The following is a 17,374-nucleotide window of genomic DNA, read 5'->3' on the forward strand; positions in this document are numbered from 1 at the left end:
CACAAATTATGACTTAACTTCTCTCGGTTAAGCCATTGTTCATTCTTACCAACTTAACTGCATCATGACGAGAATGGACATCGAGTTTTTTGTACAACTTGTATATATGGCTTTTCACTGTACTTTCAGATAAAAAAAGTCTTGAAGCAATTTGTTGATTTGAAATGCCGTACACAAGTAGCTCTAGAATCTGTTTTTCTCTGCATGTTAACTCATCATGCTGCTGTTCTTCGGACAAATTTGCATGCCGATAATTGAGGACTAACTTCTCTAGGTACATTCTTGGTAGCCACAACCCACCTTTCAGTACGTATTCCGCGCCATCACATATATGTGTCACTGATGCACTTCGGAGCAAAATTCCTTTCAACAACTTCCAATGCAGTAAGTCCGTTTGTACTTTTTCACAAGGGACGTTGTGAAGCATAAAGGACCACCCAAATAGATCAAAATCTGGTAACTTTCCTTGTACTTCAAGCTGACGCATAAAATCGTAATCAATAAACATCAAATCGATACTGAGTGAGTGACTTCTGAACACCACTTCATCTGGTTGCATTATCTTTACATCGACATCATGAATGGAAGACAGCTGTTTTTTTATTAAGTTACTTTGTAAATTACTCTCAGCTAGCAGTATCAAGTGCTTCTTTTCCATAGTCCCACCACATTAACTTACCTGTTTCACCAACCCCCGTTAGAAAATTAATTGGGGATAGCAAAGAGAATTTATCTTCATTTTAAGTAGAAAATATAGCACTTCAGAATGATATCGCATTGCTTTTCAGCACCGAAAAAGACTTAAAAAGTATGAACCTGTTATATTTTTATCCATACTTTTCAACCTGTGTTAGCATAAGGATATGATTTATAATATTAAATAATAAAGATAATAATTGGATAAAATACCATTTATAAAAAATGGATGACTGCTCCGCTCAGTGCAATAGAACGAATTACTTCTTTATATTGGCTTCATTTCATACTTGATGAGTACTTAAAGTAAATACAAAAAATAACATTATGATTATGTTATTTTTTTCTTTAACACCTTAAAGAGACGCACCTAAATACTCCCTTCCAGCCTGAATTATTCTCAATAATGAGAACAGCTTTCACTGATCCTTTCTTATAATTTCATCGCTTCCCACAACATTTGAAGGAAGCAGCAAGAAGTTAAGTGCAGTCATTTTTAATCAGGAATAACAGGAAATGGAGTAATCGTTATGACTCTAAACAAAACAGGGCTTGCTTTAGCAATGTCAGCAATTTTATTTAGTGGCTCTCTAATCGCGAATGAGATCGATGATGGAGACGACAACATGCAATGGACTGACAGCGCTAATACCGATATCGGTTTATCTGGCAGCTTCAATGATAACAGTGACAATAGCGCATCTCTCGGTGTTGGTGATAGCTTCAACGACAACAGCGATAATAGTGCGTCACTAGGTATTGGTCATAGCTTCAACGACAACAGCGACACTGACAACAGTGCAACTCTTGGTGTTGATGACAGCTTTAATAACAACAGCGACAACTCAAACTCGAGCACTAACACAGCTCAAAGCCACAACGACAATAGTACGTCTAACGCTAACGACAACAGTACCAGTGCTGATCTTGATGTGAGCCTAAATAGTGATAGTAGTGATTCAAGTACTAACACAAATAGAAGCCACAACGACAACAGTGACTCTAGTTCTACTGTAAGACGTAGCAACAACGACAACAGTGACTCTAGTATCAACAGTAGCTTTAACGATAACAGCGATAATCGTAATCAAAGCGACAACCGTAACCAGAGTGATAACCGTAGCTACGCTGATTCAAGCACAACAAACTCGAACAGCTTTAACGACAATAGTAACTATCAAAGTGACTCGAGCTCAACAAATGTTGATAGCTTCAATCAAGTCCATATGGATACAGATATGGTTGTTGCGAGCTCAAGCCTAATGGGTGGTGTTACAGGTGCATCAGTTATTTATGCAACTAACGCGGATGATACTCGAGTTCGAGTTGAAAACATGAACACCCTTGGTGGTCTTGGTGGTGCAGCTGGTATTACTACCGTTGGTCAGAATGCTGGTTCAAATTCACTTGTACAACAATCTGTTACAACTAATGCAAGTGTGTTTACTGGGGGTGAGTAACCGACTAGTAGGAGAAAGCGATGCGTTTGGCAATCTGTACTTTGAGTATGATAGTTGCCTGCACTGCACTCGCTGATGACATTGCATTATCTGGCGGAGAAGTTAGCTTGGATATCATGAATGAATCAAGAGGTGGACAAAATGTTGAACTCGACTTGGTTTATGCAGAATCAGATATCAATGGTATTTCGTCAGATAATGTCGCGTCAAACACCGTGAGTGGTAACAATATACTATCAAGTGGAGCGTTCGCAGACAGTTCGGGTATATCCAACGTAATTCAGAACAGCGGAAACAACGTTTTAATCCAGAACTCTACCGTCGTTAACCTGACACTCAAGTAAACAATATGAAAGTATTAAATAACTTAATTTGGCTGATGCTCGTTTATTCAGCATCAGCCATTTCATTAGAACTGCTACCTTACCGAGCACATTACTCTGTTCCTGTTAAAAGCTACAAAGAAATAGTGTTCGGTGATGTTTTTCGCCAACAGTATGACTTCAGCTGTGGCTCTGCCGCCCTGGCTTCTCTTCTCACTTTTCATTATGCAACAGAGTCATCTGAACAAGATATCTTCAAAAGCATGTTTGAAAAAGGTGATAAAGAAAAAATCAAAGAGAAAGGTTTTTCTTTGTTGGATATGAAGTTTTACTTGGATTCCATAGGGTTACGTTCTGACGGCTTTCAAGTAGGACTGGAGAAAATTAAAGAAGTCGGCGTCCCTGGGATTACTCTCGTTAATTTCGACGGGTATATGCATTTTGTTGTCATCAGAGGTATAAACAATCACTCAGTTATTCTAGGAGACCCTTCTAGAGGAACCATGATAATGAAACTGGATGAGTTTGAAAAATATTACCAAGGAATTGTGTTACTGGTCCGTAACGAAGCGGAAATGGGACGGTCTAGCTTTATAACCAATGATAATTTCACCGTATATCAAAGATCACCATTAAAAACAGGAGTGTCTAGAGATTCCTTAGGGGTATTTAGCATTACTCTCCCAGTTTCCGGTGAAAATTAATATAACATTGTTTTAAATAACTTTAAGAACTTAACAACCTGAAAGGCCTACATTATGAACTACAATAAATTTTTGTTAGTGCTTTGTATGCTAATACCTCATTTTAATGTGAATGCTAAAGATGTTGGCCTGCAAGAACTTACTCCTCTTTCAAATTTATCTTTAGAAGAATATCGAGGTGGCTTCCAAATTACGGACGAGTATATTATTAATATTGGATTAAGCATTACTACGACTATAAATGGCGATGATATTTTGAACACAAACATTGCCAACTTAGTAATTGAAAATGGTAATTTAAAAAACATTAGCGCAAATAGTGAAAATCAAAGTGGAGATATTTTCAACCAGGGTATTGTTAACATCATACAATTTGGTGAAGGAAATATTATTGGAGATGATTCTATAGATTCACCCAAAATGCCTTCGTCTCAAAATCCTAATATAATAAGTTCAGACTTTATAAATTCAAGTATTATCAATATTATTCAAAACACGAAAGATAACAGTATTATTGGACTTAGCACGCTCGTAGACATTGATGCTCAAGTAAATGGGGTAATACGGGAAATCAAAGCAAACCAACAATTAGAAGACGCCTTATTGAACCACCTTCAATGAGCATTTCCATTTTTATCTGAAAAATTGTCACGTTAAGCTTCTTTGATATTAGAAACGACTGATATCTATGATTACATACCAAAAGAAAGGTAGATATATCAATAGGCCACCATCATTTTAAGAATATATACCTACTTTATCCAATATAATCCAATCAATTTATAATGCGAACACTAGGCGCTAACGATAAATTAGGCCCAAGACTCAAGGGCCTAATATCCATTTTACAAATTAAAAGGTACTCGTACTGTTAATTGAAAGTCGGGAGTATCTTCTGTAAGACCAGCTTGAGCACTAACATTGATAGATGAGCGTTCACTAAAGGCATAGTTTATACCAAAAGTTAATGCATCTAATTGAAGCAACTTAGCATCATCTGCCGATCTGCCATTTACTTTGCTTTTTAAAATAGTTTTATGGCTAAGTCCTAAAGAGAATGAAAGATCAGGATTCACCGCAAACCCCATTCCTCCTGAAAGAGAAATAGTGTCTCCAAGTTCAACATCAGCTTTTGTGTCGCCAACTGTAACAGTATCCTCTAAGTTATAAATATAACTTAGACTAGCGAACAAGACCGCAGGATCAACAGGGTGAATAAGAGATAAATTAGGCTCAAAACTCCAAAAACCCGAACCTGTAGGGACATCACTAAATGAGTTGCTTCCATCTTCAATAGAAACATCATAAGGCGATCGTCCTGTATCCGACTTTACTCTAAGGCCACCTACCCAGTATGGCGCAGACTCAAAGTTAAACTGGTGCCTCAATGCGAACTCTACATCACCAAGCCCTCCGCCATCCACCGTTGTGTTTACTACTTCACTGTTTGAACCATCTTGAATGGGGCGCGTAGAAACTTGGTCATTACGATACACATACGGCACTCTAACTTCTAACTCTGTGGCGTTTGTTAAACCGTACCGAGCAGTTAATCCAACGGTTACTGTAGTCCTATCCGAATCACTCACTTCAATTCGCCCAACAATCAGAGTTGGTAAGACTGTATACCCAACAACAGATACTTTGTTTGAAGAGTTTTGTGTATAGCTTAAAGACGAATCAAATGACCATTTACCTTTAGGTGTGAGAACGCCTGGGCGCTCAATAACATCACCAACCGTTTGGGCACGCTGAGGAATATCATCTCCTTCAGCACCATATGCATTCCCCGCAATGAATAAACTACAAAGATAGGTACCCAGTAAAGTCTTCCGTAACATCACATCTTTCCTTTTGCTGATGATCGTACCCAAGTAATCTCAGGCAATAGCTTGAGGTGAAGCTCCTAACTTTCCAAAGTAAGATTAGTATAGCTACTTCAAAACCACGACATACCTTTAAGTTTGGCGCTTTGAAGAAATTAGGAGACATTTATACTTATCTTCAACACTAAGCCACTAGTTAATAAATAATTAGGATAGATTCTATGTTTTCGCAATATTATTAATAAAATAAATTGCTTACCTGTGCTCTTAGTATGAAGTCGGTATGACATAACAGCTGAAAAGCCTGTTCTCTTTTGCGTAGCATCAATCACATTGCTTTTTAGATCGAGTCGCTCCGACTTCAACCATAACTAACGCTATCTTCCCCACATATTTCATCAAAATGCATTCCCGTGTCGCGATTTAACATGCTAAAGTTAACAATGCGTTAACAATTATAAATACAATGAGAAGACATGGAGTCACTTAAAATGAATCAGCCGAATCTAAATAGCGCTGCTGGTTGCGCTCTCCCACCACCAAATGAAATGATCCTCAAATGGGCTCAAGAGCGTCCAAATGAGGTCTACCTAAAACAAATTATTAACCGACAGTTTGTTGAGTACACATTCTCTGATGTTGCAGATCAAGCCTTAAAACTTGTCAGCGCACTACGCTCGCTTGGTGTAAAGCCTGGCGACAAAGTTGCGTTAGTATCTAAAAACTGTGCAGAATGGTTTATTTGCGATCTTGCTATGATGCTTGGTGACTATGTCAGTGTGCCAATCTTTCCTACCGCCGGTGCAGACACCATCGAATACTGTGTGACTCATAGTGAAAGTAAAGCGATCATTGGCGGAAAACTCGATGATCCCAAAGCAACTCAGCAAGTCATTGATGCTATGCCTGAACTCATTAGCATCGCTCTACCTTATGACACGGCACCTAAGTGTAAGCACGAATACCAAGCGCTCATTGCTGATGCAGTGCCAAGTGAAGAGCGTCCGCAGCATTACGATGACAAGCTAATGTCGTTGGTGTATACCTCAGGCACATCAGGGTTACCGAAAGGCGCGATGCTAACTTACGGCGCATTCAGTTGGTCTGTTCAGCAACTGATCAATCATATTGGTATCCAAGAAAACGACCGATTGTTCTCTTATTTACCGCTCGCTCATATTACAGAGCGTGTTTATATCTTCGGTTCATCGATTATGGGTGGCGTGCCAACAGCATTTCCAGAGTCACTGGACACTTTTATCGAAGATGTGAAGATGCACCGACCAACTCTGTTTATCTCCGTCCCACGATTATGGACGCTATTCCAGCAACGTATTCAAGACAAACTTCCACAGAAGAAGCTCAATATTCTGTTGAAAATCCCATTCGTCAATTCTTTGATCAAGAAAAAGCTAGCAGATGGTCTAGGTTTAGATCAGGCTCGAGTATTAGGCTGTGGCTCTGCACCTGTCTCGCCAGCGCTGTTGGAATGGTACCACTCAGTGGGCCTTGATATCACAGAGGCTTGGGGGATGACGGAATCATTTGCCTACAGCACGCTCAACTACCCATTTAGAGCTGACAAAATTGGTAGTGTCGGTAATGCAGGGCCAGGCATTGAGTTAAAAATCGCAGCCGATGATGAAATCATGGTGCGTGGCAAAGGGCTATTTTCTGGCTACTACAAAAATGATATTGCCACCCAAGAGTCTTTTGATTCAGAGGGCTGGCTACACACAGGCGATATCGGCGCTATCGATTCAGATGGTTATCTAACGATTCAAGGCCGTAAAAAAGATAACTTCAAAACCGCCAAAGGTAAATTTGTCTCTCCGGTACCTATCGAGAAAAAGCTTTTCGAGTACAGTCGCGTAGAGATGATGTGTCTCATCGGTTTAGGGCTACCCGCTCCGATTCTTTTGGTTGTGCCACATGACTTCCCTAACTTTGATCGAGAGCGATACGCACGTACCACACGTAAAGTTATTGCCAGGATGAATCAAGAACTCGCCTCTCATGAGCAAATCAAAGGTGTGTTAATGATTAAAGAACCTTGGAGTATAGAAAATGGCGTACTGACGCCAACGCTTAAAATTAAACGTCATGTGCTCGAACAAAAGTATCATGAGATAGGCCACAATTGGCCAAAAGATGAATTGGTCGTGTGGGAAGAAGACTTGTAATTTTGCTTGCACTCCTCAACACCATTGGGGAGTGCAACTTAACTTTGAGCTTGAATCAAACTCATAAACTACTCTCTCCAGAATGGCTTACTCACTTCACAACTAATCTCCCTTTCACCTAACCCAATATCGTCCCAAAGGTGCTTTGGTAACTCTCTCAAGTGACGACGTGTCTTATAGTTCCTTCTCCAAGCCGCCAGTTTAGAATAAATTAACTGTAACCCGCTCTGATGGGCAGTAGGTATAGTACGCTCACAAGTGTGTGTCATGTTTTCCATTTCAAAGATCCCTATACAATGTTGACCACTTAATAATCAGCGACTACGCTGATATCCTCAAACGATAGAATCTGCCATAGAGTTAAGGAAAACTAATGTGAAAGATCGAATGCCTCCCTTACAGGGCTTGTATTACTTTTTCGTTGCAGCAAAGGAAGGAAGCTTTAAAACGGCAGCAAAAGAACTGTTTGTTACGCCAGCGGCCATTAGTCAGCAAATTCGTCATTTAGAAGAGTTCTTAGGCACGGACCTATTTGTTCGTCAGCACAGAAAAATCGTGCTCACACCTGAGGGAGAGCTACTGTTTAGTCAGGCAGAAAGAGGGTTTGCTCATTTGCAGCAAGGGGTTAGATTAGTCAATCAAGATCCAAACCCGAACCACCTTTCGATATCAACACTCCCCTCTTTCGCTCATCATTGGTTAGTCCCGAAAATTACGGCTTTTCGTCAGCGTCACCCTGATATCGCCTTGCTATTAGAACCAACCAATGATTTGGTGTCTTTTCAAGATAGCCAGATAGATTTATGTGTTCGTTACGGTTTAGGAAAGTACCCCAATTTAGAATCACAATGGCTAATGGACGAAGCTTTTTATCCAGCTTGTCATCCGGTGTACCAGAAAGAGCACGGGATCTATAACATCGAGGATTTAAGCAAAGCTGAGCTGATTGAAGATGTTTGGCCTGATCTTGATTGGAATATGTGGTTAGCAACCTTGGGTCACTGCGCAGCAAAGCCTACCTTAAAATACAGTGGATCACATCTCGTGCTTGAGGCTGCACTATCACTTCAAGGCGTGGCATTAGTAAAACACAGTTTAGCTCATCAATATTTTCGTTCTGGCAAATTGGTCCGAATTGGAGATATCGCTATCAAGCCCAACTTTGCGTATTACTTGTGTGCGCCAAAAGGCTACTTAAAAAGACCTAAAGCTCAATTGTTTGCGCAATGGTTGAAGGAAGAAATAGAAATATTTGAAAAGTCAGTGGTACCAGACTTTAAGACCATTGACCTAAAAGGCAACAGCACTAGAACGACATCATAACAATCGTCAAAACAAACGCTAAATAGGAATAAAACAAAAACGCTCTGCGTATAAGACTGCTAGATACAAAAAGCCCCGCACTAAGCGGGGCTTTCAAGTTATAGAGTTAACTTAAGAATTACTTCTTAGCGTTACGCTCTTTAACGTCAGCAATTACTTGCTCTGCAACGTTTGTTGGACATGGTGCGTAGTGTGAGAACTCCATAGAGAACTGACCACGACCAGAAGTCATAGTACGTAGAGTACCGATGTAACCAAACATTTCTGATAGAGGTACATCACCCTTGATACGTACGCCAGTAGACGCTGCTTGTTGGTCTTTGATCATACCACGACGACGGTTAAGGTCACCGATTACGTCACCAACGTGATCTTCTGGAGTGAACACGTCAACTTTCATGATTGGCTCAAGAAGTTGCGCGCCAGCTTTAGGCATAGACTGACGGAATGCACCTTTCGCTGCGATTTCGTAAGCGATAGCTGAAGAGTCAACTGCGTGGAAACCACCGTCGAATAGTTCAACTTCAACGTCTAGAGTAGGGAAGCCAGCTAGAACACCGTGCTCCATCATTGACGCAAAGCCTTTCTCAACTGCAGGCCAGAATTCTTTAGGTACGTTACCACCAACAACTGTTGATTTGAACGTGAAGCCAGAGTTTGGCTCACCTGGTTTGATGCGGTAATCGATCTTACCGAACTGACCAGAACCACCAGACTGTTTCTTGTGCGTGTAGCTATCTTCGATTGCTTGAGTGATAGTTTCACGGTAAGCAACCTGTGGAGCACCAACTTCTAGCTCAACGCCGTAAGTACGCTTAAGGATATCTACCTTGATGTCTAGGTGAAGTTCACCCATACCTTTCAGGATAGTTTCGCCTGAATCTTCATCAGTCTCAACTTGGAATGATGGATCTTCTGCAACCATTTTACCGATCGCAATACCCATCTTCTCAGAACCGCCTTTATCTTTAGGCTTAACTGCGATAGAGATTACTGGATCTGGGAAGATCATTGGCTCAAGAGTACATTCGTGCTTAGGATCACATAGAGTGTGACCAGTTTGAACGTTCTTCATACCAACTACAGCGATGATGTCACCAGCTTGTGCTGAATCGATCTCGTTACGCTCGTCCGCGTGCATCTCAACCATACGGCCGATACGCTCTGTTTTACCAGTTGCAGAGTTAAGGATTGTGTCACCTTTCTTCATCTTACCAGAGTAGATGCGGATAAAGGTTAGAGCACCGAAGCGGTCATCCATGATCTTAAATGCAAGAGCACGTAGTGGCTCGTCTGCAGATACAGTCGCAACTTCACCAGTTGGCTCACCAGTCTCTGAATCAGTTAGAGGCTGTGGATCAACTTCTGTTGGAGATGGTAGGTAATCAATTACCGCGTCAAGAATAAGTTGGATACCTTTGTTCTTGTACGCTGAACCACAGTAAGTTGGGAAGAATGCTAGATCACGAGTACCTTTACGGATACAACGTTTGATGTCTTCTAGAGATGGCTCTTCGCCTTCTTCTAGGTAAGCCATCATTAGATCTTCGTCTTGCTCTAGAGCAGTTTCGATTAGCATTTCACGGTATTCAGCAGCTTTTTCTACCATGTCTGCTGGAATATCTTGAACTTCGTAGTTCTCTGGTTGGCCAGACTCATCCCATACGTAAGCTTGTTGGCTTAGTACGTCTACAACACCTACGAAATCTTCTTCGATACCGATAGGTAGAGTCATAACTAGAGGTGTAGCACCTAGTACGTTCTGTACTTGATCTACAACTTTGTAGAAATCTGCGCCCATACGGTCTAGTTTGTTAACGAAGATCAGACGTGATACGTGTGATTCGTCAGCGTAACGCCAGTTAGTTTCTGACTGAGGCTCAACACCACCAGAACCACAGAATACACCGATACCACCGTCAAGTACTTTTAGAGAACGGTAAACTTCGATAGTGAAGTCAACGTGTCCAGGAGTATCGATGATGTTTAGACGGTGATCGTTCCAGAAACAAGTTGTTGCTGCAGACTGGATTGTGATACCACGCTCAGCTTCCTGCTCCATGAAGTCAGTAGTAGTTGAACCGTCGTGAGTGTCACCGATCTTATGGATCTTACCAGTTAGCTTTAGGATACGCTCTGTAGAGGTAGTTTTACCCGCGTCTACGTGAGCAAAAATACCAATGTTTCTGTATTTTGATAAATCAGTCATTGTCTTACTCTGTTAATAAGGTATAAAGTGCGCGCAGAGTATATCACATTCTGTCAATACTGATACCCTTGCGTGCGGATGGAAGAAAAAAAATTTTAACGTGAAATTTCCGTCCCCAAAGCATAGTCAAACACAGCAATTTATGTACTTTATTCGCATTTTATTGAGGACGGATAGAACAGTTTGTGATTGCACAAATACCATTCTTATGAGCATTACAGCTCGTCAAAAGCCTCTATAGCTTCCGACAATTTCTTAACGCCGTGAATTTGCATGCCAGGGATGCCACCTTTCGGCATGTTGGCTGCTGGCACGATGGCTTTCTTGAAACCATGTTTGAACGCTTCATTCAAACGCTCTTGCCCACTTGGCACTGGACGGATTTCGCCCGCAAGCCCTACCTCACCAAAAATCACCACATCTTTAGGGAGTGGACGGTCACGAAAACTCGATAAAAGCGCCATAACTAAAGCAAGATCAGCGCTCGTCTCCGTCACCTTAACACCGCCAACCACATTAACAAAGACATCTTGGTCTGCCATTTGTAAGCCACCATGCTTATGCAACACCGCGAGCAAAAGTGATAGGCGGTTCTGCTCCAAGCCGACCGCAACACGACGAGGGTTGGCTAACTGCGAGTAATCCACCAGCGCTTGAATCTCTACTAGCAGAGGGCGCGTGCCTTCCCAAACCACCATGACGGAAGAGCCTGATGTTTCTTCTTCACCACGAGAAAGGAAGATCGCTGATGGGTTACTCACTTCTTTCAATCCTTGGCCTGTCATTGCAAAGACACCAAGCTCATTCACAGCGCCAAAACGGTTTTTATGACTACGCAAAGTGCGGAATCGGCTATCCGTTCCACCATCGAGTAGTACCGAACAGTCGATAATGTGTTCAAGAACTTTGGGGCCCGCAAGGGTACCATCTTTTGTTACGTGACCAACAATAAATACCGCAACATTATTCTGTTTTGCGTATCGTGTCAGAGCCGTCGCAGATTCACGTACCTGAGCAACACTGCCAGGCGACGATTGAACATCAGAAACGTGCATCACCTGAATCGAGTCTATTACCATTATACGAGGCTGCTCTTTTTCGGCGATTTGGCAAATTTTGTCGACGTTCGTTTCCGATAGCATTTTTAAATGATCTTTCGGCAAGCCCAATCGGGAAGCACGCATTGCCACCTGCTGTAACGACTCTTCACCGGTTACGTAAAGCGTTGGCATTTGCGCAGATAAACTACACATGGTTTGCAACAGAAGGGTTGATTTACCTGCACCAGGGTTACCACCAATCAAAATTGCGGCACCTGGCACAACACCACCACCCAAGACGCGGTCAAGCTCTTTAAACCCACTGGTGAAGCGAGGTACTTCTTGCAGATCAATTTCGGATAGCGTTTGAACCGTTGCTTCTGTTGCGGAACCAGCGTAGCCGCTTAAGCGTTCATTGCGAGCAACGGTTGGCGATGCAGCGATACGTACTTCTGTTATCGTATTCCATGCACCACATGCGTTACACTGCCCCTGCCAACGGGGAAAGTCCGCGCCACAATCATTACAAACATACGCTCGTTTTGCTTTCGCCATGATGCCTCAATTTTTCTACAAATGTGACTAAGCACAGCCAAGTCAGACCTGAACTGAAATGAACTATTGATATACTTAAGTATTACTTCGCTTAGCCGATACAATTTAAAGTAACGACATACTCTAACAGAAATAATGCAGCAATCTGAAATTCTCTCGCTCGCAGAACGACTCATTCCCGTTTACGGTACGAATGACTTTGACTTTGTCCTTGGCCAACTGACCGAGGAAGAGCCGCCTTCGGCCAAAATTTTGGTTAAAATGGAACTTAACCGCTTAATGGCTCCATGCAAAAAAAGCATTGATTTGCGAGGTCGCGTTCAAGGCGAATGTCGCGAGTATATTTTGGATGGCATTCCACATTGGTTGGATGATGTTGCTTTCAACGCTTACCATAAAAACATCAAAAAGTTTGGCTGCTACACGGAAGGAATGTGGGAAGCATTGGTCAACACGCGAAATAACTTTCGCGTAATGAGCAAGCGCCTTACTCAGCAAAAAACGCAATCGTTAACGGATCCTAAAAGCCCGTTCTTAGCAGAACCCGTTCACCTAGGCTACGATTTAAAGCGCCAAGAAAAACGCTTGAAAGTCCAATCTCAAGTTGAAATTTGCCGTTCTAAAGGACAGCTTCTTCATGGATTAAGCATTGATTTATCTAGCTCTGGCGCAAAGTTCAAAGTCCCTAGTGCATTTAAATATAACCTTGGGGAAATTATTCAGGTCACGTTTACTGAATTTGCCAGCAAATCTAACGTTGCAGGTATAGAGAAACCGCTTGCATACCGCATACTCGCGGTTGATGACTGTTACGAAAATGACTCAGTTCGATACCTCAGAACCATACGCTTAACTGACACCAATGTCGTCACCAGAGTGATAGATGAAGCGCTCAACAGTGCTGCTAAAAGGGCTCGTCACGACAATCAAGACAAGATTATTCGAGCTCGAACTCGCGGTTATGAGCACATCGCACTAAAGCACACCAGCAGCTTGCCTCTATTCTTTGATGGTAGTGACCTAAAATTAGCAATGTTAACGCCAAACAATCAAAAGCTTTGGCAATACTGGCACGATGAGAGAAACCAGCAAATGTTTGGTTCCTTATTCAACGAGCAACGCATCGCGTCACTCATTAAGCCTGGTGTGAAAGGAACAACCAATGTCCTTTATTCATTTACTCACGAGCACGAGAATCGAACCTATTTCTATTCGATGTTTCGCCCTGAAGCAACTCGCGAACAGCGCCAGCTATTTTGGCATTTAGGTGGCAAACGAGAGAGTTGGCGCGCCTTTAGAATTTCAATCTTTGAACTATCTGAGCAAGAACAGGAAGACCTAGCAGCTTTCTCTCCAGAGTTAGCAGAAACGTCTCAATCACTGACTCATATTGGTATTTTGCAAGAAATTGCTGACGAAAAATCAGGGCAGGATTACCTGCTAACTGAAAAGCCGCGCTTACCCGCTAATACGTTAAACGCGTTTCGTCATCCGAGAAGAGTTATCGGCAATCCAAAGGGCATTTATTTTGATGCAAAGTCTCGTCGAAAAGAGCCTCGTTATCGTTTTAAAACACCTTTAGAGTTGTACTCAGGACAAACTAAAACAGGCGGCTGTACTGTTGACCTTTCCAAACGAGGACTCGGAATTAGGCTAAGTGAGCCTACGATGTTACGTTCTGGGCAAGAGGTAAGAATCAACTTTCGAGAATTACAACTCTACGATAAAAAATTGCCGTTAATGTCGGTGCCATACCGAGTAATTCGTGTAAGCCCAGACGGTTGTAGCGTGCAGCTAGTTATTGATGAAAGCAGCCAAACCATGAAGGTAATCGCTTTTTTCAACAGCATTATCGAGCACAATCAAGACAAGCTAATCCCGCAAAAAGAGACGCTACCAAGTAATGCTCTACTTGAAAGGCTGCACTGCATGTTGCTCTCGCGTACGCTGAGCACGCCCATTTTTATCAGTAAGAGTACGTCACCTTCAATCAAAACCCCCGTTATCGGGGTGAACTTGCCGCTACCTAAACACATTGAGCTTTTTGCCCGTCTTGGGCATGACCAACTGTTGTCACTTGAACCTATCTTTAAAGGCCGGACAAGCACATTAATCGCAGAGCCAATAAAACGTGTAGAAGGTGCTCAAGCCAGACATCAGGATATCTACATAAGCGCCGCAAAAGTAGGCAATAAAATTACAAGCATTGAGTCAAAGCTTCATCAAGAGTTCAACAGCGTAAAAGAGCGGATTCAATTTATAAAGAAAGCGCGAATGATGGGTGACTTTTACGTGATTCGCCTTTCTACTGCGCCAATTTTCGATCCGATGACATCATTACTGCAACAAGATTTAAGTGACTTAACCCAATTTGGCGTACATCAAGCGAGCAAGTTAGAAAAAGAGTTAACAGCGCTCGTTGGTTACAGTGAATTTGAAGACATTACTGAAGAGGTTGTAATTAGATTGGAGTTAACCGAGTAAATTCAAAGTCATACCAAATTGAAAAAAAACACCGCCTTTCTGGCGGTGTTTTTGAATGGATGGTTAAGGTTTAGCTTTCCAGCTGACCTTTTGCTGCTTCACCAATGCGCCAGATAAAATACAGAGCACACCGCCCAACCCTGCAAAGCGAATCGCTGATTGCGCTTGAGCTTCCACTTTTGGTTTTGCGTGATACGCAATCCCTAATCCTGCCACCGACATCATCACAAGATCATTAGCGCCATCACCGACAGCAACCGTGTTGTGCTGCTCAATTTCATATTCATCCGCCAGTTCCACTAGAATGTCAGACTTCATCTGCGCCGTTACCACATCGCCAAGTACTTTACCCGTGAGTTTGCCGTCAATAATTTCTAATTGATTGGAGCGAGCAAAGTCTAAGTCGACTTTATCTTTGATGTAATCAGAGAAGTAAGTAAAACCACCGGAGGCAATCGCTGTTTTCCAGCCCAAGGCTTTCAACGTCGCAATTAGCGCTTCAAAGTCCGGCATGAATGGTAACTGGGAACGAACTTGTTCAAGAATTGATTCATCGGCACCTTTGAGCTTACCAACTCGCTGACGTAAACTTTGCTCAAAATCCAGCTCACCTTGCATGGCACGTTCAGTGACTTCAGCGACCTCATCCCCTACTCCTGCCAGTTTCGCGATTTCATCAATACACTCTATCTGGATCGCCGTTGAATCCATATCAAATACAATCAACCCTTGGGTTGATAGATCGGGCACTTCATTAAGCGAGGCGTAATCTAGGTTGAGACTTTGTAAGATCGTTTCATGTTGAGGAGTCAACTCTCCGGCCATCAGGGCTACTTCATATTGGCCAACTTTCCACGTTTCTAGTATTGGGTTGTAAAAGCCGGTGAAGAAATCAATGTCTTCGAAGTGACTTGGCGAAAGGTACTCAGCAAATACGATCCAGTTTGCTTTTGCTTTATCTAATTGGGAGGCAAATCGAGTCTCGGGTAATCGTTTTAAAAGTGTCGTATGTTTTCTGATAGGCAAGCTTTTTGACGCGTCCATGTATATAATCCCTTATGACTTTGCTAAAACGTTACCTCAACAAACTAAAAAGGCAAGTCTTTGTTTTATTTTAAATGGATGAGTAAAGAGCATGAGTGAATCTTTGTTCTCAGTAAGGAATGCCCTAAGAATTCTGGCACTAATCCTACTGTGTGTGATGTTGTTTATCACAATAAAAAACAGTGTTGTGATCAGTAAGGGTAATGAGAAAATTCAAGCACAACAGCTTGAAACGCTCACCAAAGTTTTGATTTCACAGGCGTCTCTTTCTGCCAGTGAGATGATTTTAACTAAAGATCAAGAACGATTACTTCAGCTAACAAACCAGCTAGCACAAGACCGTTTAGTGTTTGATGCAACAATCTACGATGCACAGGGTGTACGTTTAGCGTCTAGTGAAGAGGCATTATCGGTACGCGAAGTTCTTGGCCTGGATACGCCTTTGGCAACAGCTTCCATTGGTCGCCAGCAGTTGGTTGAACCAGTTTTTGCAGATGGTGCGCTTATCGGTTTTGTTCGCGTGACCTTTGAGACGGGCCGGGTGACGGCTATTTCTGACCACCACTATCGCAAGAGCGATCGTTATATGTACATGATGGTCTTAATGAGCTTTGTCTGTGGTATGTTGTTCATCTTGATTTTACGTCGACAACCGATACGTCGTAAAAAAGCGCCAAACCTGCTGCTAACCAAGTAACTAGGTAGCGCTAACAACTCATATAAAAACAGCCCGCAATGTGTGGGCTGTTTTTTTAGCTCTTGAGAGCGAAAAATAGAATGACTCTTCGTCGCTTACTCTTCGTCACCAAGCAATACTGAATCTAGTGCGATTAGCATCATGTCGTTGAATGTCGTTTGACGCTCGTCAGATGTAGTCTGTTCGCCAGTCTTGATATGATCAGAAACCGTACAGATTGTCAGAGCTTTTGCACCGTATTCTGCCGCAACACCGTAAATACCAGCCGCTTCCATTTCAACACCAACAATGCCGTACTTGTCCATTACATCGAACATTTCTGGATCTGGCGTGTAGAAAAGCTCTGCTGAGAATAGGTTACCAACTTTAACGTCAATACCGCGAGCTTTTGCAGCGTCTTCTGCCGCACGAACCATGTTGTAGTCTGCGATTGCCGCGAAGTCATGACCTTTAAAGCGGATACGGTTCACTTTAGAGTCAGTACATGCACCCATGCCGATCACAACATCACGCACTTTGATGTCTTCATTCACTGCGCCACAGCTGCCAACACGGATGATTTTCTTCACGCCGAAGTCTTTGATTAGTTCAGTCGCGTAAATCGAGCATGATGGGATACCCATACCGTGGCCCATTACCGATATCTTACGGCCTTTGTATGTACCTGTGTAACCAAACATATTACGAACGTCACACACTTGAACGACATCTTCAAGGAAAGTCTCTGCGATGTATTTTGCACGTAGTGGATCACCAGGCATCAGTACGACGTCTGCAAATGCACCCATTTCAGCATTGATATGTGGAGTTGCCATTTTCTTTTCCTTAAC

15 protein-coding genes are annotated in these 17,374 nt (G+C 42.4%); 8 read left to right on the plus strand and 7 right to left on the minus strand.

The window, feature by feature from the left end:
* Positions 1 to 13 precede the first annotated feature (13 nt).
* A complete protein-coding gene (locus R7Z49_RS12150) occupies positions 14 to 658 on the minus strand; it encodes a helix-turn-helix transcriptional regulator (RefSeq protein ID WP_005380169.1) in 645 nt (214 codons plus the stop codon).
* A 568-nt stretch (positions 659 to 1,226) separates the two neighbouring features.
* On the opposite strand from R7Z49_RS12150, the gene R7Z49_RS12155 reads away from it, so the two are divergent.
* The 4 genes from R7Z49_RS12155 to R7Z49_RS12170 are packed head-to-tail and all read left to right on the plus strand — an operon-like array spanning position 1,227 to position 3,804.
* Complete coding sequence (locus R7Z49_RS12155) at positions 1,227 to 2,156, plus strand: dentin sialophosphoprotein (RefSeq protein ID WP_186584694.1); 930 nt, start codon at positions 1,227 to 1,229, stop codon at positions 2,154 to 2,156.
* A 20-nt stretch (positions 2,157 to 2,176) separates the two neighbouring features.
* On the plus strand, positions 2,177 to 2,500 hold the full coding sequence (locus R7Z49_RS12160) for a hypothetical protein (protein WP_005380167.1): 324 nt from the start codon (positions 2,177 to 2,179) through the stop codon (positions 2,498 to 2,500).
* A 5-nt stretch (positions 2,501 to 2,505) separates the two neighbouring features.
* Positions 2,506 to 3,183 carry a C39 family peptidase gene (locus R7Z49_RS12165; RefSeq protein WP_005380165.1) on the plus strand — a complete coding sequence of 226 codons (678 nt, stop codon included), beginning with the start codon at positions 2,506 to 2,508 and terminating at the stop codon, positions 3,181 to 3,183.
* Positions 3,184 to 3,237: 54 nt separating this feature from the next.
* Positions 3,238 to 3,804, plus strand: a complete 567-nt coding sequence (locus tag R7Z49_RS12170; RefSeq protein ID WP_005380163.1) for a hypothetical protein — start codon at positions 3,238 to 3,240, stop codon at positions 3,802 to 3,804.
* Between the two features lie 224 nt (positions 3,805 to 4,028).
* Here R7Z49_RS12170 and R7Z49_RS12175 read toward each other — a convergent pair whose 3' ends face one another.
* Positions 4,029 to 5,024 carry a transporter gene (locus R7Z49_RS12175; RefSeq protein ID WP_005380160.1) on the minus strand — a complete coding sequence of 332 codons (996 nt, stop codon included), beginning with the start codon at positions 5,022 to 5,024 and terminating at the stop codon, positions 4,029 to 4,031.
* 476 nt (positions 5,025 to 5,500) lie between these two features.
* Here R7Z49_RS12175 and R7Z49_RS12180 point away from each other — a divergent pair, with 476 nt between their 5' ends.
* A complete protein-coding gene (locus R7Z49_RS12180; protein WP_031779037.1) occupies positions 5,501 to 7,192 on the plus strand; it encodes an AMP-binding protein in 1,692 nt (563 codons plus the stop codon).
* A gap of 68 nt (positions 7,193 to 7,260) precedes the next feature.
* Here the strand turns inward: R7Z49_RS12180 and R7Z49_RS12185 are convergent, their stop codons facing one another.
* Positions 7,261 to 7,470, minus strand: a complete 210-nt coding sequence (locus tag R7Z49_RS12185; RefSeq protein ID WP_005380156.1) for a DUF1127 domain-containing protein — start codon at positions 7,468 to 7,470, stop codon at positions 7,261 to 7,263.
* Between the two features lie 97 nt (positions 7,471 to 7,567).
* Here R7Z49_RS12185 and R7Z49_RS12190 point away from each other — a divergent pair, with 97 nt between their 5' ends.
* Complete coding sequence (locus tag R7Z49_RS12190; RefSeq protein ID WP_054579100.1) at positions 7,568 to 8,515, plus strand: LysR substrate-binding domain-containing protein; 948 nt, start codon at positions 7,568 to 7,570, stop codon at positions 8,513 to 8,515.
* A gap of 118 nt (positions 8,516 to 8,633) precedes the next feature.
* Here the strand turns inward: R7Z49_RS12190 and fusA are convergent, their stop codons facing one another.
* Positions 8,634 to 10,724: an elongation factor G gene (fusA, locus tag R7Z49_RS12195; protein ID WP_005386444.1), complete on the minus strand. Its 2,091-nt coding sequence runs from the start codon at positions 10,722 to 10,724 to the stop codon at positions 8,634 to 8,636.
* 215 nt (positions 10,725 to 10,939) lie between these two features.
* Positions 10,940 to 12,319, minus strand: coding sequence for a DNA repair protein RadA (gene radA, locus R7Z49_RS12200; protein WP_005386443.1), 1,380 nt, complete (start codon positions 12,317 to 12,319; stop codon positions 10,940 to 10,942).
* Between the two features lie 135 nt (positions 12,320 to 12,454).
* Between radA and R7Z49_RS12205 the strand changes: the two genes are divergently transcribed.
* Entirely contained in the window at positions 12,455 to 14,803 is a 2,349-nt protein-coding gene (locus R7Z49_RS12205) for a PilZ domain-containing protein (RefSeq protein WP_054576311.1), read from the plus strand.
* Between the two features lie 63 nt (positions 14,804 to 14,866).
* Here the strand turns inward: R7Z49_RS12205 and serB are convergent, their stop codons facing one another.
* Positions 14,867 to 15,847 carry a phosphoserine phosphatase gene (gene serB / locus R7Z49_RS12210; protein WP_005380142.1) on the minus strand — a complete coding sequence of 327 codons (981 nt, stop codon included), beginning with the start codon at positions 15,845 to 15,847 and terminating at the stop codon, positions 14,867 to 14,869.
* 91 nt (positions 15,848 to 15,938) lie between these two features.
* Between serB and R7Z49_RS12215 the strand changes: the two genes are divergently transcribed.
* The gene (locus R7Z49_RS12215; protein ID WP_005391677.1) at positions 15,939 to 16,544 is read left to right on the plus strand and encodes a YtjB family periplasmic protein; all 606 of its coding nucleotides are present in this window, start codon (positions 15,939 to 15,941) and stop codon (positions 16,542 to 16,544) included.
* Between the two features lie 95 nt (positions 16,545 to 16,639).
* Here R7Z49_RS12215 and deoD read toward each other — a convergent pair whose 3' ends face one another.
* A complete protein-coding gene (gene deoD / locus R7Z49_RS12220; RefSeq protein WP_005380140.1) occupies positions 16,640 to 17,359 on the minus strand; it encodes a purine-nucleoside phosphorylase in 720 nt (239 codons plus the stop codon).
* Positions 17,360 to 17,374 lie beyond the last annotated feature (15 nt).

The sequence above is a fragment of the Vibrio sp. 1562 genome, assembly GCF_033340155.1.
GTDB lineage: Bacteria > Pseudomonadota > Gammaproteobacteria > Enterobacterales > Vibrionaceae > Vibrio > Vibrio alginolyticus.